Origin of the sequence: Acinetobacter sp. H1(2024) (genome assembly GCF_046557555.1) — a bacterium.
Classification (GTDB): domain Bacteria; phylum Pseudomonadota; class Gammaproteobacteria; order Pseudomonadales; family Moraxellaceae; genus Acinetobacter; species Acinetobacter seifertii.
In genome coordinates, this window is the sequence record NZ_JBKGFO010000001.1 from 398,928 (window position 1) to 417,366 (window position 18,439).

The window sequence follows — 18,439 nt, forward strand, 5'->3', positions numbered from 1 at the left end:
TTTTAAAAACTTTGAAATAAGCACCGAAGTACTTATTTCATACGCATGCGGTTATGAACAGCCTGACTTAATGTATGACTATCAACATATTCAAGTTCACCACCTTGTGGTACACCCTGAGCAATACGTGTCATATGAATAGGTAAATGTTTCGTGGCTTCGACCAAATAGTGTGCTGTCGCCTGACCTTCTACTGTAGCATTAGTTGCCAAAATAACTTCTTCAATAGTACCTTGGCTTAAGCGTTGAATTAGGTAAGGAATACCTATTTCCTCTGGCCCGATCCCATCTAAAGGAGAAAGATGACCACCTAATACATGGTATTTGCCACGGAAACTACCACTTTGCTCAATTGCCATCACATCTGCCGGAGACTCAACTACACAAAGCAGTTGATCTTCTCTTTCTGTTGAGGCGCAAATGTCACAAATCTCGTGCTCTGTTAAAGAGTGGCAAACACTACATTCATGAATATAACTTGATGCTTCATGGAGAGCATGCGCTAAAGCAAAGGCACCTTCACGATTTTTCATCAACAGATGTAAAGCCATACGTTGGGCCGACTTCGGTCCAACGCTAGGCAAAATACGTAAAGCTTGAACGAGTTGTTCAAATCTATCACTAAACACTGAATTTCCTTAGAACATGCCTGCTAAACCAGGAGGTAAACCCATACCTGAGTTAGCTTTTTGCATTTTCTCTTCAGAAATTACTTCTGCTTGACGTACAGCGTCATTAACCGCCGCAGCAATCAAATCTTCAATCATGTCTGGTTCATCTTGAAGTAATTCTGGATTAATTTCGATACGTTTTACGATATAACGACCAGTCATTGTTACTTTAACTAAACCGCCGCCAGCTTCAGCATGTACTTCAGTTTGAGCAAGCTCTTCTTTGGCCTTTTTTATATTTGATTCCATATCTTTTTGCATGCGCTGCGCTTGCTGCATGAGCATATTGATATTCATAAACCTAACTCCGTATCTCTATCAAATATGATTGATAGTCACATAACACTTCGGAACTTAAACTCTTTTATTACCCCCACCGATCATCAAGATCATTGAGGTCATTACGTTTAAATCAAAATTAATCCGCAATTCTGACACAATAAATTAATGTTTTCTATTGGTATCTATGAAACTATTTTCGTTAACTCATCCATTTAAAGTTTTCTATACAAAAGTTTTGAGACTTAGGAACTGGTTCTCTAATTTAACTGACACTACTGTGAAGCTTGAAGATTTTTATTGTCAGGTTTGTATTCATTTAAAGGCATTTTCTGAAAAGAGGCATTGGCTTTTTCAATTGAATGATCGGCATCTTCAACTGATTTGTTTGCATCATTAATCAACAACACAGTTTCGCTGATTTGAGTTGGTTCATCTTTTTGGGCAAATACTCTATATCCAATTAAACCAATTGCCCCTATAGCGACTAAAAAAATTATAGGTTTAAGCATGGTTAAAACTCGCTTTGTTATTTTTATTAACTTTAGAACTTTTTTACGTTTCGATTTTAAAGTCATTTATAACAAAATGTAGTTTTTTTATTTCAATCGTTGGTTAAAAGTAAAAGTGAATTTAAAGAAAAGCCATACTAAAATAAGTATGGCTCAGTCTTAAATATATAAATTATTTAGATTAAATCTAATCCGTGTGAGATATCACCAATAATATCGTTAATATCTTCTAAACCAACTGAAACACGGATTAAACCTTCTTGAATTCCTGCTGCTTGTTTGGCTTCAGCAGAAAGTTTGCCGTGTGTTGTTGTCGCAGGATGAGTAATTGTTGACTTCACATCACCTAAATTACCAGTAATTGAAATAAATTTGGTGTTATCAATCACCTTCCAAGCGCCTTCACGTTCACCTTTAACAACGAAAGAAACAATCCCACCAAAACCATTTTGCTGTTTTGCTGCAAGTTCATGTCCTTCGTGAGTTGGAAGGCCTGCGTAATAGACTTTCTCTACTTTTTCATGAGTAGACAACCATTCAGCAAGCTTTTGAGCACTTTCACAATGGGCTTTCATACGTAAACGTAAGGTTTCTAGACCTTTTAGGAATACCCATGCATTAAATGGACTCATAGATGGGCCCAAAGTACGGACAACACCAAAAACTTCTTCTAACAACTGATGATTACCAACAACAGCACCGCCTAATGCTCGCCCTTGTCCATCTAAATATTTAGTTGCCGAATAAATTACAAGGTCTGCCCCAAATTTTAAGGGTTGCTGCAAAACAGGTGTACAGAAACTGTTATCAACCGCAAGTAATGCACCATTCGCATGTGCAATATCTGCAAGTGCTTGAATATCTGCAATCTCAGCTAAAGGATTCGATGGTGACTCAACAAATAAAAGTTTAGTTTCTGGACGTACCGCGTTTTTCCAATCGTTCAAATCACATAAATCGACAAATGTAATATCTACACCAAATTTGGCAATATATTTCTCAAACAAAGCGACAACTGAACCAAAAACTGCTCTTGAGCAAATAACATGATCACCCGCTTTTAAATATGCCATAGTAACTGACAAAATCGCGCCCATTCCAGAACTTGTCGCAACAGCACGTTCAGCACCGTCTAAAGCTGCTAAGCGTTTTTCGAACATCGATACAGTCGGATTGGTAAAACGAGAATAGATATTTCCTTGAACTTGACCAGAAAATTTTGCAGCCGCTTCAGCAGCATTTTCATATACAAAAGATGAAGTCAAAAAAATCGGTTCGCCATGCTCACCTTCAAAACTACGAGTATGTCCGGTACGAATGGCTAAAGTATCAAGTTGGTATTCTAAATCATCAGACTGGTTCATTAAATGTTCGCCTTTACTGGTCATGTACTAAAAACTATCATCATTTTGAGTGCCTAGGGTATTTAAGGTCAAGGTAAACCTGAAAATTATCGCTTAGACTTCAATCAATCTTTAGTATAGTTGGTAAAACAAGATGAAACGCTTAAAGTCCCTTGTCTCTGAACAAAGTCAAATCAAGCACCTCTCTACCCGACTATTCCACCCCAAAACACTGGTGTTGTCTCAAAGCACGCATTACGAAGTTATTGGTCAATTTAATGAAACTCGCATTCGTTACTATGCTGCTGCTCAAAAGCGCTTTAAAGAACCATTAGTATTTGTTGCACCTTTAGCGATTAATATGGCGATCTATGATTTATATCCTTATCGTTCTCTTATTAAACATTTCCAGAATGCAGGTTTCGACGTATACCTTGTCGATTGGGGACGTTTAGGATTTAAAGATAGACATCTAAACTTTTTATCATTTATTGAAGATTTTATTCCTAAAGCCATCGAGGTAATACGAACTCATTCAGGTAGCAGTCAAATTTCACTACATGGATGGAGTATGGCAGGCATATTCGTTACTTTATATACGGCGCATAACCAACCTAATTATGTCAAAAATCTTATAGTGTTAGGCAGCCCTATCAATAGTTATGCATCTGGTTATATTGGAAAACTCTATAGAACCATAAATAATGCTATTAGTCGTAATAAAAAACTTCAGCAACGTATTTATTCTGGTTTACCAAAACGTTTGATTCATACTCCTGGAATCTTAAATTCTTTGGGATTTAAAATTCTTGACCCTAAAGGCTGGTTCGACGGTCATATTCAATTACTCAAAAACCTTCATGACCTTCAATTTGTACAAGAGCATGCCACATTAAGTAGTTTTTTAAACAATATGATTGATTATCCTGGTGGTATTAATCAGGACATGTTATTCAACGTATGGCTACAAAATCCGTTGAATCAAGGCTCTATTCAATTAAAAGATAAAAAAATTGAATTAAAAAATATTGCTTGTTCTCTTTTAGTCGGTGCAGGTCGTAGCGATCAATTAGTCACAGCAGATGCTGCTCAGCCATTAAGTCAATTAACCAGTAGCCAAGATGTGACATTTACCCTTATTCCCGGAGGTCATTTAGGACTGATGTCTAGCCAAGCAAGTGCACAAGAATTTTGGCCTAAACTGGCAGATTGGTTGACGGAACGTTCGACTATAATTTAAAAAACAACTACGAAAAAGCCCTGATATAAAGGGCTTTTTCATTTTTTATAAACCATAACTATATATTTGATCAGTTTTGAAGATTGCTAATATTAGAAATCTTCAACATACAACCGAGTTAAAAAGATATCTTTTTAAATACAAAATACCCTACCTTACTTTCGAAACTTCCGTCTTTTTGAAGGTTGAAATATTTTCTGACGATATCTGATGCATTTTCTTGTAGATACTTAAGCGTTTTTATCTGATCTTCAGGTGTTTTCATACGCTGTACCCAACTATCAAAATCTAGCATGAGCGATTGTTTGTCTAAAGCAGTTAACTCAAAGCCAGCGTCCTCAATGAAGTAAACCCATTCTTTAATACTGTAATTTCTTACATGACTCGGGTCTCGAATCACTTCTATAGTTTGCAAAAAGGTATCTAATATGGGAAAACTTGAACTAACAATATCAACAAAAATAGCGGTACCATTAGGTTTTAAAACCCGGTTTATTTCTTTCATGGCCGTTGGTACATGTTGCCAGTGATGAGCAGAATATCGACTAATGACTACATCAAACTGTTCATCTGTAAAAGGCATATCTTCAGCTATACCTTGTTGTACAAAGATATTCTTTATTTTTCGGTCATTGGCAGCTTTTGAAACAGTATCGAGCATTTCATGAGATAAATCATAAGCAAAAACCAGATCAGCATGATGAGCAACGTTATAAGCCACATGACCACCACCACAACCTAAATCTAAAACAACCGCATTTGGGTATTTCTCAATTTCTTTAATAAATTTATCAAATTCAACCCCTTCAGAATGAGCGGTGCTATTCAAATAACTTAAAGATTTATTGTGGTACTGCTTTAAATTAATCTCATGTTGATTCAACATGGCTTATTCCTCTTTTTCGATAAACTAAACATAGAAGAAAAAGCTGATAAAAAATAATGATTAGTTTTTAAATAATTAATAACCTAAAGTTATCAATAAATCGTAAAATTCCCTATAAAAACAAAGAAACCACCTGCTGGTAGTTTCTTGAAGTAAAGAACAAGTTCATATTGAAAAATTTACTTAGATATAAATTTTATATTGAATTTTCTAGCTTGTTTTCGAACCTCAGGATTATTAGGTAAATTAAATGGACTTGAACGCCATATAGCTTTTTCAATACTTGATTTAAACTTTGGATCTTCTTTATCAAGAAAAATAATTTGCTCAATTTGACCTGTGTCAGTTAAAAAAACTTTAACACTAGCACTCATACCAGATGAAGATGACGGGACATCCCAAGTTCGAAAGATTTTTTTCTGATATTGTTGCTTATATTTTTCAGCTTCTAATATCGTTTTATCATCATTACTTTTTGGTGATGATAATGACTTAGTATTAATTGCGCACCCGCATAATAAAAATATAGAAGTAAAAATAATGATACTTTTCATTTATAAAACCAATTTTTTCAATGATTAAAATTTAACATTTTATCTTTTTAAAAACCACAAAACTGGTGGTTTTATACTTAGCAGCTTTTACTAAATAGTAATGCTAGTAAATTTAATATTTCAGCTAATTGACCAGTTTCTTTAGTTTAACTATTCAATTTCAAATTTTGTTCACTTATTAAAATGCTACCTCATAACGTGAATTGATATTTGAATGTTCAGGCATGTTAGCAATATCTTGCTCAGTAAAAATTCCATGCTCAGGTACTTTCGTTCCATTAAATGCGGTATTCACCGGAGTAACTGGTGACTTGCTAACATAATTTTCATCACCTTTATGGGTGAGTGATGCACAACCATTCAGCGTCAGTACCACAGCAAAAGCGAATAACAATTTTTCCATACAGCCTACCCATTGTTGTAAAAAACAAAACAATCTATCAAATTAAACAAAAATTGTCATATATTTAAAACGATCATACTTTGATCGAATTTTAACAAATCTTAATAAAATGCAAACCAATTTGCATAAAATGTTAAATTGTGTAAAATACCTAAATAATTTAACGATATGCTTTAACTTATGGCTTTTCTACTTTTTTTATTTTTATTATTTACATTCGTGCTTCTTTTAAATGCTCACTATAAATAAGTGGAGTATTTAGCTGTAAGCTATTATTTTGACGCATATTTTATTAGTTTAAAAACAAGAATATTTTCTTCTCATTCAGCCAACTTTTCAGTTTAAATTTATACAAAAAATAAAAAGCCCGCTTTGTAAGCAGGCTCTACCCTTTTGATTTTTTGCGCTGATCATTCAGGACTTTTGCTGTTTGTGACAGCGATCGGATATTACACTTATACTTAAATATTAAAAAGAATAATATTATTTAAATTGATGTTTTTACTCATCAAGTTCTATCGGATCACCATCTTCAGGGCGAATATGTCTTGTTCCGTCATCGGCAGGATCAACGCTAGATCCATCCTTAGTGATCGAGTTATACATTTCATCCTCTTTTTTATCGTCTATAAATTCTTCATCTTCAAAATCAAGAGGCTCTTCATCATCTTCAAAGTTTAAAGGCTTTTCTTCATCTATCATGTGATTCATCCTTTTTAAGTTATGTCATTTCATGCTCAATTAAATACAGGATATATTCAACAGTGAACACACATCATTTATGTAACGAACACTTAAGAAATATTAAAAGATATAAAATTAAAAAGATGTTATTCGAAGTACTTTAAAAATTCTTTAATAACAGGCAAACATTCAAAACTTTCATGAGCGTTCGCTAACCTCCCCATTCATATTTTGACTTTATACAGAAAGCTTTCTTCGACCAAAGTCCCGCATTCGCTCCTGTACCCGTTTGTTTTAGCTATAAACTGCAATGACAATAATAAATAGTTTTCATTTAAAGAAATATAGAAATTTTCTTGATTACATAAACAAGAACCGATGTTACTCATATAGCGTATTTAATTCATCACTATGAAATTTTAATAATCGTTTTAAATATTTATTATGTATATATTTTTATTATTTAATCTAAAATAAAATATAACCAATTGATTTAATTTAAATTTTAAAAAAGATATTGATATGTAAAGCTTTTTTGTATTATAAGATAAAATATGATTTTTAATAACACTTGAGTAATTAATAGTCATTGAAATATTGGGAATAAACCTTATATTGAGTACAGGTTCATACCTTAACTGAGGAAAAGCTCATGAATAAATTATTGGTTGCAGTATTCACTGGAATGGTATCTCTTGCCGGCTTCAGTGCTCAAGCTGCAACACCTGAGCAAGAATGTCAAAAATTGCAAGATGATTACAATTTGATTTATGCATCAAAAGGCTTTTGCTTTAAAGACCAAGATGCTAAAGAAAAATATGGTAATGAAAACTGTCATACGACTAAGCCAAAATTCTCTGATAAAGAGCAGCAACGTCTAGACGCAATTAAAGAACGTCAAAAAGAATTGAAGTGTAAATAGTACTTAAAGGAATAATTCATGGCATATGATGATCAAAATATCTTCGCAAAAATTTTACGTGGTGAACTTCCAGCGATAAAACTCTATGAAGATGATCAAGTTCTAGCTTTTATGGATATTATGCCCCAAGCCGATGGTCATGCATTAGTTATTCCAAAAACTCCTGCAGTAACTTTACTTGATTTACCCCCTGAGGCAGCAGCTTACACCATCCAGATTGTGCAAAAGATTGCGAAAGCAATGGAAACAGCACTAAACCTAGATGGTATTGTTCTCATGCAATTATCTGGGGCCGCTGCTGGACAAACTGTCCCTCACGTTCACTTTCACCTAATTCCAACAAATGTTCACCAGCTTGGTAAACATGCTGCGCAATTAGGAGATCAAGATAAAATCAAGGCCTTAGCCGAAAAAATTAAAGCAGCTCTTTGATGTAAAGAGTTAAAAGCGGAGCTTAGGCTCCGCTTTTTTTATTTAAAAAGTGTAATAAAATCAAAATAAAATAAAGTATTTCTAATTCTTATTTGTCATAAAACTGTCATTTCTTCTTCACTCCACTGTCACAAAGTTTACAGATACTTCTTAGCAAGTTGGTGAGCTTCTGTAACTTTTTGTACATAAGCCAACTACAAAATAAAAGTTAGCTAGGCATACGCCATTTAAAAATACCTTTTGGAGAAATCTCAATGAAGAAATTGCTTCTCGCTGCCGCAGTTGCAACTCTAAGCGTAAACGCGGTGCAAGCAGCGCCAACTTTGTACGGTAAACTCAATGTTACCATTGACCAAGTTGACAACAAAAATTTCGATGGTAAAAGTGACGTTACCGAAGTTAACTCTAACGCGTCTCGTATTGGGGTAAAAGGCGAAGAGAAATTGACTGATAACTTGTCAGCAGTTTATTTAGCCGAATGGCAAATTAATGCTGATGGTGATGGTACAGATCTTGGTCAACGTAACCGTTATATCGGTATCAAATCAAATAATGTTGGTACATTGAAAGTTGGTAAATTTGACTCTTACTTCAAAAATGCCGCTGGTAACTACCAAGACATCTATAACGACCACACTATTTTAGATATTACCAACACAATGTATGGTGAAGAACGTCTAAATAACGTTATTGGTTTTGAATCTGATCCTAAACTTCTTGCTGGTGTAACATTCAACGTAATGTTCCAACAAGGTGAAACGCCTGCTGATCCAACTCCAGGCGCATCTGGTAACGATGACAAACGTAATGGTTTTGGTGACTCAGTTTCAGGCTCTCTCGGCTACGAAAATAAAGATATTGGTTTAGCATTGGCTGCTGCTGCTAACTACAGCGTACAAGGTAAATACAATGCTTATGGCCTTAGCAATATTTTCTCTGATGCTTACCGTGTAACTGGCTCTTACGATTTTAGCAAGCTTGGTGCAACTGGTCTTGTGTTGGGTGGTTTATGGCAACATGCTGAACCAACTGATGAGTTGACTAAATATAAAGGCTTACAAGAAGATGCATGGGTTGGTGCTATAACTTACAAAATTGGTGAAACACCTTTTGTTGTAAAAGGACAATACCAATCATCTAAAGCTTCTGTAGATGGTCAACAAGATCGTAAAATTGATCAATACGGCGTAGGCTTAGACTACAAAATTAATAAACAAGCACGTTTCTACGGTATTGTTGCTCAACAAAAACGTGACTGGCTTGCTCAAGATGACAAACGTACTGTTGTAGGTGCTGGTATGGAATATAACTTCTAAGTTATTAACCATCTTGCATAAAATAAAAGGGCTTATGCCCTTTTATTTTTTAGTACATACTAAAAAAGCCGATATAAAAATGATCGGCTTTTTTAAAGTATATCTCTTATTTTAAGAAACCACTTACCAGATTCATCACATTTTGAATGTCTTGATTTGCTTCTTGATGATCTGTACTGTCACCCTGAGGTGTTAAAGAGTCAATAACCTGAGGTAACACAGACGCGATCGCACCATAAACTTGTTCTTTTGGCGCTTGAGCCTGCTGGGCAACTTGCTCAATATCTGCTGGGTTAAATAGGCTTTGTAATTGCTGGGTAGGAACCTCACTATTACTTTGATTTGGGTCAACCCAACTTTGAACTTGGCTACCTAAGCCAGCGCCTTTTAACTTTTCTAAAGCAGCTTGTAATCCACCTTGTTGTTGAACCCAACCTAAAATTAAAGGTACAACCGCAATTAATAAACTTTGTACGCCACCTCCTGCTTGAGGTGCATTGTTGTTGCCTGTCACTTGTCCCAATACCGAACCTAATACACCACCTAGACCGCCTTGAGCACCAGAAGAAGTATTACCGCCCATTTGTCCCAATACAGAACCTAAAATTCCACCCAAACCACCTTGACCTGATGCTTGCTGGTTCCCACCTAAAGCTTGTTGAGCCAAAACTTCTACAATACTGCTTAAATTTGTCATGTTTATCTCTTATGCATGATTTATACATGAGCATACGCGGATTCTTATGAACACAGCAAAAGCCAAATTGTTAAATTTTGAAAGAGATTTGCTTGCCTTTTACCAGCGAAATTTATTCCAGTTCTCTGGGTTCGCCCAAAATTTTGAATTAAACCAGTCTGGCACATGTTTATAGGTCAAAATGTTAAATTGCCATAAAGCAAAATCACTATCATGTGATGTTTTATCGATGAGTTGCGTGAAGCCTAAAGAACGTAATAGCTGTTCATCACTGCGTTTGCTTACCACAACAATCCGTTTTGCCAACAAATCTCTTAGCTTCACTAATAATTGTGACTTTTGAACATCGCCAATGTTTTGCATTTCATCTGTATCAAACAATACAAAACCCAAGTCATAACGCTGAGTAAAAGGCAGACTTAAAAGCTCATTTACGGTAAAATAGTGCCATTGAATTGCGTTATTCTGGTCAATTTTCTGGCCAATACAAAGTGCAGTATGAATGGGCTGTTCGTTTGATAAATCGTCTAGCATAGAAGTGATGACATTTTGTTCAGCCATAACTGCAACCCTTAATTGAAAGATGTGAGTTTAAACTTTATGGAACTACAAGGCATTTGCCATAAAATGCATGCAGGCCTAAAAGATGCTAGTGTAACTGATCAACAGACAACCAAGGCAAATGTTGAATACAAATTTGTATTAGACCGTTCAGAAATTGATCTTCCTTTTAATTTAGGACAAGAACTAGAAATCGAATGGACAGGTAATATCTATTGCACTTCATGTGGCACTAAAACACCGAAGTCTTATTCTCAAGGTCACTGCTTTAAATGTTTTAAAACAAAAGCTGAATGTGACCTATGCATTATGAAACCAGAAACATGCCACTACCATTTAGGTACGTGTCGTGAAGATGACTTTGCCCATAATGTTTGTTTCCAACCCCATATTGTCTATTTGGCAAATTCGAGTGCTTTAAAAGTAGGTATTACTCGTGTTAGTCATATGCCAGGTCGTTGGTTAGATCAAGGAGCAACTCAGGCTTTACCAATTATGAAAGTTGGATCACGCCGTTTATCTGGTCAGCTTGAAACGATGTTTGGTTCTTTAATTGCTGACAAAACTGATTGGCGTAAACTCCTTAAGGGTGAAGCTGAACCTCTTAAACTGACAGAACAGCGTGATCAATTAATCGAAGAGTTTGCACCAACAATTCAAACGATTCGTGAGGAATTTAGCCAAAATCTTGAATTTAACGAAACTGTTGAATTATTAGAAGATGAGTTACCACGCGAATTTGTCTACCCAGTAGAACAATATCCTGAAAAAATTAAATCTCTAAACCTAGATAAAACACCAAAAATTCGTGGTGTATTACAGGGTATTAAAGGCCAATATTTAATCTTTGATATTGGTGTGATCAACATTCGTAAATATACGGGTTACGAGCTTATTATACGTGCCTAGATAAGTTTTAAAGCCCCTGAAATGGGGCTTTTTAATTAAGATAATCTGTTTCTGAATAGCCAAGCTGCTAAAGGTAAAGTAACTACTCCCAGTATAATCATTGGGATAAAGTTGTATTTGACTTGTGCAAAGCCTGCACCTTCCAAATAAACTCGTTGTACCAAGTTAATTCCAAATCTTAATGGATTTGCGTACGTTGCTATTTGTAATACTTTCGGCATATTTTCTACTGGTGTAAGTAAGCCTGAAAGTAACATTAAAGGCATAATGAGTAAAAACGTAAATAGCATGGCTTGTTGCATATTTAAAGATAACGCTGAAATAGATAAACCCACACCAACTACAGCTATGTTAAAACTCAATAAACCAAAATAAAGTAGCCCAATAGAGCCATACATGGGAATTTTAAACCAGAACAAAATAATCAAGAGAATAATAGTTGATTGCATCAACCCTACAAAAATTGGCGGTAAGGCTTTACCAATCATAATTTGTAATGGTGTATATGGTGTCACTAGTAACTGATCGAAAGTACCTTGCTCACGTTCACGAGCAACTGATAAAGCAGATAAAAGTAATGTCTGCATCATACTTAAAGCTGCAATTAATGATGGCATTAAGCTCCAACGAGACTCTTGATTTGGGTTGTACCATGTTCTTGTTTCAAGACTAATCGGCAAAGCTGAGTTAAATTTTTGTTGATTAAACTCCCCAATTATTTTATTTAGATATGAACCGGCTACAACTGCGGTTGATGAATTCCTACCATCAACAATGACCTGTATAGGTGAACTTTGGTTATCATTTAATTTGTTCTCAAAGTCTGAAGGAATCGTAATCACGACCAGTGCCTGACGGCTATCAATTATTTGTTTGATTTGTTCGGTATATTCAAGTGTTGCAACACGTTTAAAAATACCAGAGCCATCGAGCTTTGAGATCAGTTCATGCGAAACTTGCCCATTACTCTGATCTAAAATTGCATAGTCCACACGGTTAACATCATAAGTTGCAGCATAACCGAATAAAAGTGCCTGCATGAGGGCTGGTACAAATAGAATGACTCTATTTGCAGGGTCACTAAAAATGGTTAAGAATTCTTTTTTAACTAAAAAACTTAAGTGTTTTAGCCAAGCGATTAGTTGCTGCCACATAACTTTATCTCAACCGTTTTTTTAGTGAAAAGTTCACGGCACATATCAAAACGACGATATATCCCAGTAAAAAGCCACATTCTTTAAGCCATAACTTCCAATCATCACCTCCCATAAATAAAGTTTTAATTAAAATCATAAAATGTGTAGCTGGAAGCAATTGGCTAATAATTTGCACGACTAAAGGTAAGTTACGGGTATCAAAAACAAATCCTGACAGCATAAGTGCGGGCATAAAACTTGCCAATAAAGCAATTTGACTTGCCTGAAACTGACTTTGAGCAAAACCGGATATAGTTAAACCAAGTAATAAAGAAACAACTAAATAGAGAAATGAAGCCGATAAAATTGAGAATAATGAACCGCGCATGGGCACTTCAAAAATAAAATAGGCAGCAATAATACAGATCACGATATCAATCATGCCCACAACAACATAAGGAATAAGCTTTGCTAATACAATTTCAAATGGTCTTACAGGTGTGACAAATAAGGCTTCTAGTGTTCCTCGCTCCCTTTCACGGGCGATAAGTAAACCAGTTAAAAATGCACCGATTAAAGTCAAAATAAGTACCATTAAGCCAGGGACTAAAAACCAAGTACTGTTAGCAGACTCGTTAAACCATATTCGTTGTTCAATATTAACGGCACTTGACGTTGCTAATATTTGCCCACGGTCAACTTGTATAGACGGCGCGGTAGCTAAAGCACCTGCAACATAACCTTCTAAGGCTGTTGCTATGGTGGTGGATGTACCATTTAATAGTAGTTGAACCTTTGCATTACCTTGCTGTGCCTGAGTGGCGAAATCTGAAGGAAAATGCAAAATGGCATCAATTTCGCCATCTCGAATGGCCTGCTCTGCTTCAGGCAAATTATGAAACTCTTGACTTGTTAAATATCGTGAGCCATTCAAACCCGCTAAAGCCTGATGGATTTGTGGTGAAGACTGATCAACTACAACTCCGACCCGGGCCTGATTTAAGTCAAAGGAAAGTCCATAACCAAACAGTAAAATTAAAATAACAGGCAAAACGAGTCCAATTCCAAGGCTGCTTTTATCTCGAATGAGCTGCTTAGTTTCTTTACGAACTAATGCGATCAAGCGATTCCAAAACCCTAAGCTCATTGCAGACCTCCTAAACAGCGTGCCTTAATGCACGTGCTTGTTCCACAATCGCTATAAAAGCCTCATTCATATCAGCAATATGCTTATCTTGACTGGCTAAATTGCGTACTTGTTGTGGTGAACCTAAGGCCAATAACTTTCCAGCATCCTGTATTGCAATGCGGTCACAATATTCTGCTTCTTCCATAAAATGGGTGGTAATAATGATAGTAATCCCTTGATTTGCCAGCTCACCAATGCTGTACCAAAATGAACGGCGTGCAAGTGGATCAATACCACTCGTAGGTTCATCTAAAAATAAAATTTCTGGTTCATGTAATAGTGCAGCAGCCATAGATAGGCGCTGTTTATAACCACCTGGTAAATCACCGCTTTTAATATTTGGATTTAAATCATATTGCTGTAAGGCTTTATCAATTTGTTGATTTAGTTTTTTGCCAGCTAATCCATAGGCCCCACCAAAAAACTTTAAGTTTTCCAAAACTGTTAAATTACTATAAAGCGCAAATTTTTGAGAGACATACCCTACTTTGGCTCTGGCCTCAGCACGAGCTGTACGTAAGTTTTTACCAGCAACTTCTAGATACCCACTGCTTGCTGGTAACAATCCACATAACATCCGAAATGTTGTGGTTTTACCCGCGCCATTCGGCCCAAGTAATCCAAATATTTCGCCTCGCTTTACATCAAATGATGTATTGGCAACGGCAGTAAAATCACCAAAGGTTCTAACTAAATCTTTAACAACAATGACGGGTTGTTCTGATTTCAAATGATTGCTTTGTTCTAATTGAGAATTCTGCTCAGGAACAGATATTAGTTTTCGTTGCTTTTGAGTCTGCTGCAACAACATCATAAACGCATCCTCAAGTTCTGGTGATCGCCTATGAGCGACTAGCCCCTGAGGTAAAATATCTGTTGATAATTCTTTTTGGCGACCGATAAAATTTACTTGTTCACCCTTTGGAACAGCGTCAATAATGTCAACAGAATTTCCAAGCAATTGAGCTTGTAAAGTCCGTGCCTTAATTTGCTCTGAAAGTTTTACTTGCCATGTTTGTCCATGCGCTATTTCTTTTAATTGCTCAGGTGAACCTTGCTTTAAAATTTTGCCCTCATACATGATATACACGTAGTCACATTTTTCTGCTTCATCCATATAAGCAGTACTTATGATAACGCTTAAGCTTTCCTCTTGAACAAGCTGTTCAATAATGATCCATAAATCTCTTCTTGATAAAGGGTCTACTCCAACACTAGGCTCATCAAGTAACAATAACTCTGGTGAACGAACTAGAGTACATGCCAGACCTAGTTTTTGCTTCATACCACCAGAAAGTTGCCCAGCTAGACGCTCAGTGAATTGAGTAAGATCCGTTATTTCCAATAAACGTTTAAATCTTTGACTACGTACTTCCCTTGGAACGCCGTGTAAGTCAGCATATAAATCTAAATTTTCTTGTACACTTAAGTCTTCATAGAGCCCAAAGCGTTGTGGCATATAACTAATACGGTCTTGTACAGCTTGCGAGTGTTTATCGATATCAAATCCAAGCACATGCAAAAAACCAGAAGTTGCTTTATATAGTCCAGCTATTAATCTTAATAAAGTTGTTTTTCCTGCACCATCTGGGCCAACTAAAGCAGTAAGCTCACCTTTTTTGATTTGTATATTCAAATCATTAATTGCCTTAATTTCTGCTGATTTTTTATTCTCAGCTTTAAAAGCTATAGATAAATTATGAGCTTGAACCACTACATTATTATCAGTCATGAGCTTTCTCACCTGAAACAAGTGGTACTTTTACAGTCACTGGTTGACCCATTTTCAATTGATCATTCGGGTCATTTACATAAACCCGAACTTCATAAACTAGAGTTGTTCTTATCTCATCAGTCTGTACAGTTTTAGGAGTGAACTCAGCCACAGAAGATATATAGCCAATTTTTCCATTGATAGGTTGATTTGGGTAAGAATCACGAATGACCTGTGCCGTACCACCCATATGAATGGAACTTAAATCTTTTTCATTTGCATATACACGAACCCATTTAGGGTCAGTCAAAGCCAATGTATAAACTGCTTTTTGCGCAGTGGTCATATCTCCAACTTCTTGTAGTCGAGCCCGTACTACAGCATTTACAGGAGACTTTAGTTCAGCTTGACTAAGGTTATAGTTAATTAGATCTAAATTAGCTTTGGTTGCGTCATATTGTGCTTTGGTTGCTTCACGATCTTCTTGTCTAGCACCTTTAATAATCAATTCTAAATTAGCTTGTCTTTCACGGACTGCTGCCTCAGCACTATTTTTATTACTTTTGGCATAGTCGAGCTCTTGTTGGCTTATTGCCCGACCATCGGTACTGTTCACCAATATTTGTAATCTTTGCAAGTTTTTGCTGGCTTTATCTAAATCAGCTTGTGCAGAAGCGAGTTGTGCTTTTGCTTGACTAATTTCTTCTGGCCGAGCTCCAACTTTTTGTTTGACGATTGCTTCTTGTTGAGCTTTGAGTTGTGCTTGGGCTTGCTTTGCCTGAATTTCTAAAGAATTGGTATTCAGGGTCGCCAGTACTTGACCTGCTTTAACTTTATCGCCTTCTTGAACTAACAGTTTCTCTATACGGCCAGACTGTTCAAATGCAAGTGAAACTTGGCGAATATCCACGTTTCCATATAGAGTCAAATCATTATCTTTTTGATTCTTATTATTATATTTCCATACCCAGAAGCTGATGATAACCAGAGCTAAAATAACTAGGACTATGGCAATCACTTTTTTATTCATCTTATTATCCTTCTTATTAAATTCAAATTTTCTTAGTTTAAATTCAATTTAAATTTAAATTACTCCAATCTTTGAATAAAAGATATACTTTTATGGTGAATGAAAATTAGGTTTAAACATGTCCAGATCTAGACGAAGTGATGGTGACTTAACCAAGTCTAAAATTATTGAGGCAGCAGGACCACTAATTGCCCAATATGGTTTTGCAAAAACAGCGAACAAAACAATTGCTAGCGCTGCCAATGTCGATTTAGCTGCAATTAATTATCACTTTGATGGTCGAGATGGACTATATCAAGCAGTTTTGGTAGAAGCGCATGCCCACTATCTAGATGAACAATACTTACTGGAACTTGTCGAGAGCACTTACTCTCCTGAAGAAAAATTAAGTTTACTACTTGAAACTTTATTGCATAAGTTAACTGAAAAAGATGTTTGGCATGGCAAAGTCTTTATTCGTGAGTTGTTCTCACCTTCTGAGCATTTATTAAGTTTTATTGAACTTGCAGGTATGAGAAAATTTTTTCTTATTCGTAAGCTCATTAGTCAAGTTGCAGGTTTAAATGAAAATGATCCAGCTGTTTTGCCTTGTATTTTAAGCGTGATGACACCTTGCATGATGCTCATTATCGCTGGACCAAATGCTCAAGCACCTGAGCCGCTTAAAAATATTGCTCAGATGCCATTGCATGATTTAGTTGAACATTTTAAAAAATTTTCATTGGCAGGATTAAAAGCAATTAGCCAATCAAATCTTAAAAATTAGCTATTTAAACATTGCAAAATGGCCTGTACCGGATCTTCTGTATTTCCAGAAATAAGCTGTTTATGCATAGTTAAATGTTGCATCACTTGAATTTGAGCTGTTTCAACATTCATCAGTTTTTCTATTTCAGCAGCTAAATTTTCTGGTGTTGCATCTGCCTGAATCAGCTCTTCAATGACTTTCTTACCCGCAATAATATTCGGTAAAGAATAATAAGGAATTTTCACCAAAAGCTTAGCAATTATATAGGTCAACCAATGCAACTTATAGAAAGTGACCATCGGTCTATGCATTAACATTGCTTCTAAAGTCGCCGTTCCAGAAGCTAACGCAATAATATCACTTGCATTCATGACCATACGGCCAATTTTAGATTCACTATCAGTATTTTCTAAAATATGAATAGAAGCCTTTAAATGAGGTGCTAGTTGTTGAACACCCTGCTCAATCTGTTGCTTACGGGCATCATTAATTGCCGGAATTAAAAACTGGATGTCTGGATATTTGGTATGCAAAATATTAGCAGCACCCATCAACATAGGAAGAAGCCGCTCTACTTCACCTTTACGGCTACCTGGTAACAAAGCAATATGCTTTTGATTTTCATTAAGGCCTAATTGCTGTTTGGCAATTTGAATTGGATTTTCAAGTGGTAATTGTCTAGCTAATGGATGACCCACAAATGCCGCTGGAACTTCATATTGTTCATAAAAAACTTTTTCAAACGGAAATAAGCAAAGTACTAAATCGATACTTTGTTTAATGCCGTGAACACGTCCTTGGCGCCACGCCCAAACAGATGGACTGACATAGTGAACTGTTTTTATTGGAAGATTCTTTTCTTTAATACTTTTTGAAAGTCTGAGGTTAAAATCAGGTGCATCAATACCAATAAAAATATCAACCGGATGCTGAGTCCATTGATTAATTAAACCATCTCGTACGGCGAACAATTTTTTTAAGTCTTTTAATACCTCAACAATCCCCATCACAGATAGAGTTTCCATCGGGTAATAACTGTTAAAACCTTCAGCAATCATTTGGGGTCCACCGATTCCCTCAAACTCAGCATCAATTCCTTGCTCACGGAAATTACGCATAAGTTTGACACCTAGCGTATCTCCAGAAACTTCCCCAACTACAATGCCTATTTTAAGTTTTCGATTTGCCAAGTCGGTTTACCCAAGAATTTGAA

21 protein-coding genes are annotated in these 18,439 nt (G+C 35.9%); 6 read left to right on the forward strand and 15 right to left on the reverse strand.

Translation table 11 applies throughout. The features are described 5' to 3' along the window. Positions 1-32: 32 nt before the first annotated feature. From recR to ACLCEG_RS01870, 4 genes are all read right to left on the reverse strand, one after another. Positions 33-629: a recombination mediator RecR gene (gene recR, locus ACLCEG_RS01855; RefSeq protein WP_004701819.1), complete on the reverse strand. Its 597-nt coding sequence runs from the start codon at positions 627-629 to the stop codon at positions 33-35. A 9-nt stretch (positions 630-638) separates the two neighbouring features. Beyond that, positions 639-968, reverse strand: coding sequence for a YbaB/EbfC family nucleoid-associated protein (locus ACLCEG_RS01860; RefSeq protein WP_002113538.1), 330 nt, complete (start codon positions 966-968; stop codon positions 639-641). 257 nt (positions 969-1,225) lie between these two features. After that, positions 1,226-1,462 (reverse strand): hypothetical protein, encoded by a 237-nt coding sequence (locus ACLCEG_RS01865; RefSeq protein ID WP_004701821.1) that lies wholly within the window; start codon positions 1,460-1,462, stop codon positions 1,226-1,228. A gap of 176 nt (positions 1,463-1,638) precedes the next feature. Then, on the reverse strand, positions 1,639-2,826 hold the full coding sequence (locus tag ACLCEG_RS01870) for an O-succinylhomoserine sulfhydrylase (protein WP_410566532.1): 1,188 nt from the start codon (positions 2,824-2,826) through the stop codon (positions 1,639-1,641). Between the two features lie 133 nt (positions 2,827-2,959). On the opposite strand from ACLCEG_RS01870, the gene ACLCEG_RS01875 reads away from it, so the two are divergent. After that, positions 2,960-4,045 (forward strand): alpha/beta fold hydrolase, encoded by a 1,086-nt coding sequence (locus ACLCEG_RS01875; RefSeq protein ID WP_410565341.1) that lies wholly within the window; start codon positions 2,960-2,962, stop codon positions 4,043-4,045. A 118-nt stretch (positions 4,046-4,163) separates the two neighbouring features. Here ACLCEG_RS01875 and ACLCEG_RS01880 read toward each other — a convergent pair whose 3' ends face one another. The 4 genes from ACLCEG_RS01880 to ACLCEG_RS01895 all read right to left on the reverse strand — a co-directional run bounded on the left by ACLCEG_RS01880 (position 4,164) and on the right by ACLCEG_RS01895 (position 6,590). Then, on the reverse strand, positions 4,164-4,931 hold the full coding sequence (locus ACLCEG_RS01880; RefSeq protein ID WP_410565344.1) for a class I SAM-dependent methyltransferase: 768 nt from the start codon (positions 4,929-4,931) through the stop codon (positions 4,164-4,166). Positions 4,932-5,110: 179 nt separating this feature from the next. Continuing rightward, positions 5,111-5,485 carry a cell envelope integrity protein TolA gene (locus ACLCEG_RS01885; RefSeq protein WP_004701833.1) on the reverse strand — a complete coding sequence of 125 codons (375 nt, stop codon included), beginning with the start codon at positions 5,483-5,485 and terminating at the stop codon, positions 5,111-5,113. A 178-nt stretch (positions 5,486-5,663) separates the two neighbouring features. Continuing rightward, positions 5,664-5,888 (reverse strand): hypothetical protein, encoded by a 225-nt coding sequence (locus tag ACLCEG_RS01890; RefSeq protein WP_410565346.1) that lies wholly within the window; start codon positions 5,886-5,888, stop codon positions 5,664-5,666. A gap of 501 nt (positions 5,889-6,389) precedes the next feature. Then, positions 6,390-6,590 (reverse strand): hypothetical protein, encoded by a 201-nt coding sequence (locus ACLCEG_RS01895; RefSeq protein ID WP_019459061.1) that lies wholly within the window; start codon positions 6,588-6,590, stop codon positions 6,390-6,392. A gap of 634 nt (positions 6,591-7,224) precedes the next feature. Between ACLCEG_RS01895 and ACLCEG_RS01900 the strand changes: the two genes are divergently transcribed. The 3 genes from ACLCEG_RS01900 (at position 7,225) to ACLCEG_RS01910 (ending at position 9,242) form a co-directional block, all read left to right on the forward strand. Beyond that, positions 7,225-7,494 carry a YARHG domain-containing protein gene (locus tag ACLCEG_RS01900; RefSeq protein WP_004701840.1) on the forward strand — a complete coding sequence of 90 codons (270 nt, stop codon included), beginning with the start codon at positions 7,225-7,227 and terminating at the stop codon, positions 7,492-7,494. Between the two features lie 18 nt (positions 7,495-7,512). Beyond that, entirely contained in the window at positions 7,513-7,926 is a 414-nt protein-coding gene (locus ACLCEG_RS01905) for an HIT family protein (RefSeq protein WP_000312749.1), read from the forward strand. 254 nt (positions 7,927-8,180) lie between these two features. After that, positions 8,181-9,242: a porin gene (locus ACLCEG_RS01910; RefSeq protein ID WP_004701846.1), complete on the forward strand. Its 1,062-nt coding sequence runs from the start codon at positions 8,181-8,183 to the stop codon at positions 9,240-9,242. Between the two features lie 106 nt (positions 9,243-9,348). Here ACLCEG_RS01910 and ACLCEG_RS01915 read toward each other — a convergent pair whose 3' ends face one another. Both ACLCEG_RS01915 and ACLCEG_RS01920 read right to left on the reverse strand, forming a co-directional pair. After that, positions 9,349-9,939, reverse strand: coding sequence for a YidB family protein (locus ACLCEG_RS01915; protein WP_410565349.1), 591 nt, complete (start codon positions 9,937-9,939; stop codon positions 9,349-9,351). 99 nt (positions 9,940-10,038) lie between these two features. Continuing rightward, positions 10,039-10,500: a DUF6231 family protein gene (locus ACLCEG_RS01920; protein ID WP_410565352.1), complete on the reverse strand. Its 462-nt coding sequence runs from the start codon at positions 10,498-10,500 to the stop codon at positions 10,039-10,041. A gap of 39 nt (positions 10,501-10,539) precedes the next feature. On the opposite strand from ACLCEG_RS01920, the gene ACLCEG_RS01925 reads away from it, so the two are divergent. Beyond that, the gene (locus ACLCEG_RS01925; RefSeq protein WP_410565355.1) at positions 10,540-11,409 is read left to right on the forward strand and encodes a DUF2797 domain-containing protein; all 870 of its coding nucleotides are present in this window, start codon (positions 10,540-10,542) and stop codon (positions 11,407-11,409) included. A gap of 35 nt (positions 11,410-11,444) precedes the next feature. On the opposite strand, the gene ACLCEG_RS01930 is transcribed toward ACLCEG_RS01925, so the two are convergent. Genes ACLCEG_RS01930 through ACLCEG_RS01945 form a run of 4 tightly spaced genes read right to left on the reverse strand, consistent with a single transcriptional unit; the run spans position 11,445 to position 16,478 of the window. Then, positions 11,445-12,563, reverse strand: a complete 1,119-nt coding sequence (locus ACLCEG_RS01930; protein ID WP_304392687.1) for an ABC transporter permease — start codon at positions 12,561-12,563, stop codon at positions 11,445-11,447. Positions 12,564-12,567: 4 nt separating this feature from the next. Then, the gene (locus ACLCEG_RS01935) at positions 12,568-13,692 is read right to left on the reverse strand and encodes an ABC transporter permease (protein WP_304392688.1); all 1,125 of its coding nucleotides are present in this window, start codon (positions 13,690-13,692) and stop codon (positions 12,568-12,570) included. Positions 13,693-13,702: 10 nt separating this feature from the next. Beyond that, on the reverse strand, positions 13,703-15,466 hold the full coding sequence (locus ACLCEG_RS01940) for an ATP-binding cassette domain-containing protein (RefSeq protein WP_410565360.1): 1,764 nt from the start codon (positions 15,464-15,466) through the stop codon (positions 13,703-13,705). Next, positions 15,459-16,478 carry an HlyD family efflux transporter periplasmic adaptor subunit gene (locus ACLCEG_RS01945; protein WP_410565363.1) on the reverse strand — a complete coding sequence of 340 codons (1,020 nt, stop codon included), beginning with the start codon at positions 16,476-16,478 and terminating at the stop codon, positions 15,459-15,461. Before ACLCEG_RS01945 ends, ACLCEG_RS01940 begins: the two co-directional genes overlap by 8 nt. A 118-nt stretch (positions 16,479-16,596) precedes the next feature. On the opposite strand from ACLCEG_RS01945, the gene ACLCEG_RS01950 reads away from it, so the two are divergent. Then, the gene (locus ACLCEG_RS01950) at positions 16,597-17,244 is read left to right on the forward strand and encodes a CerR family C-terminal domain-containing protein (RefSeq protein WP_410565366.1); all 648 of its coding nucleotides are present in this window, start codon (positions 16,597-16,599) and stop codon (positions 17,242-17,244) included. Here ACLCEG_RS01950 and lpxB read toward each other — a convergent pair. Beyond that, complete coding sequence (lpxB, locus tag ACLCEG_RS01955) at positions 17,241-18,416, reverse strand: lipid-A-disaccharide synthase (protein WP_410565369.1); 1,176 nt, start codon at positions 18,414-18,416, stop codon at positions 17,241-17,243. The genes ACLCEG_RS01950 and lpxB overlap by 4 nt on opposite strands. Positions 18,417-18,439: the final 23 nt, after the last annotated feature.

What these genes read in the sequence shown, in the direction of transcription:
- ACLCEG_RS01935 (WP_304392688.1), bottom strand. Translation starts at nt 13,692, where the DNA reads ATGAGCTTAGGGTTTTGGAATCGCTTGATCGCATTAGTTCGTAAAGAA.
- ACLCEG_RS01895 (WP_019459061.1), bottom strand. Translation starts at nt 6,590, where the DNA reads ATGATAGATGAAGAAAAGCCTTTAAACTTTGAAGATGATGAAGAGCCT.
- ACLCEG_RS01885 (WP_004701833.1), bottom strand. Translation starts at nt 5,485, where the DNA reads ATGAAAAGTATCATTATTTTTACTTCTATATTTTTATTATGCGGGTGC.
- ACLCEG_RS01900 (WP_004701840.1), top strand. Translation starts at nt 7,225, where the DNA reads ATGAATAAATTATTGGTTGCAGTATTCACTGGAATGGTATCTCTTGCC.
- ACLCEG_RS01910 (WP_004701846.1), top strand. Translation starts at nt 8,181, where the DNA reads ATGAAGAAATTGCTTCTCGCTGCCGCAGTTGCAACTCTAAGCGTAAAC.
- ACLCEG_RS01950 (WP_410565366.1), top strand. Translation starts at nt 16,597, where the DNA reads ATGTCCAGATCTAGACGAAGTGATGGTGACTTAACCAAGTCTAAAATT.
- ACLCEG_RS01925 (WP_410565355.1), top strand. Translation starts at nt 10,540, where the DNA reads ATGGAACTACAAGGCATTTGCCATAAAATGCATGCAGGCCTAAAAGAT.
- ACLCEG_RS01930 (WP_304392687.1), bottom strand. Translation starts at nt 12,563, where the DNA reads ATGTGGCAGCAACTAATCGCTTGGCTAAAACACTTAAGTTTTTTAGTT.
- ACLCEG_RS01915 (WP_410565349.1), bottom strand. Translation starts at nt 9,939, where the DNA reads ATGACAAATTTAAGCAGTATTGTAGAAGTTTTGGCTCAACAAGCTTTA.
- ACLCEG_RS01880 (WP_410565344.1), bottom strand. Translation starts at nt 4,931, where the DNA reads ATGTTGAATCAACATGAGATTAATTTAAAGCAGTACCACAATAAATCT.
- ACLCEG_RS01875 (WP_410565341.1), top strand. Translation starts at nt 2,960, where the DNA reads ATGAAACGCTTAAAGTCCCTTGTCTCTGAACAAAGTCAAATCAAGCAC.
- ACLCEG_RS01870 (WP_410566532.1), bottom strand. Translation starts at nt 2,826, where the DNA reads ATGAACCAGTCTGATGATTTAGAATACCAACTTGATACTTTAGCCATT.
- ACLCEG_RS01920 (WP_410565352.1), bottom strand. Translation starts at nt 10,500, where the DNA reads ATGGCTGAACAAAATGTCATCACTTCTATGCTAGACGATTTATCAAAC.
- ACLCEG_RS01945 (WP_410565363.1), bottom strand. Translation starts at nt 16,478, where the DNA reads ATGAATAAAAAAGTGATTGCCATAGTCCTAGTTATTTTAGCTCTGGTT.
- ACLCEG_RS01940 (WP_410565360.1), bottom strand. Translation starts at nt 15,466, where the DNA reads ATGACTGATAATAATGTAGTGGTTCAAGCTCATAATTTATCTATAGCT.
- ACLCEG_RS01860 (WP_002113538.1), bottom strand. Translation starts at nt 968, where the DNA reads ATGAATATCAATATGCTCATGCAGCAAGCGCAGCGCATGCAAAAAGAT.
- ACLCEG_RS01905 (WP_000312749.1), top strand. Translation starts at nt 7,513, where the DNA reads ATGGCATATGATGATCAAAATATCTTCGCAAAAATTTTACGTGGTGAA.
- ACLCEG_RS01890 (WP_410565346.1), bottom strand. Translation starts at nt 5,888, where the DNA reads ATGGAAAAATTGTTATTCGCTTTTGCTGTGGTACTGACGCTGAATGGT.
- ACLCEG_RS01865 (WP_004701821.1), bottom strand. Translation starts at nt 1,462, where the DNA reads ATGCTTAAACCTATAATTTTTTTAGTCGCTATAGGGGCAATTGGTTTA.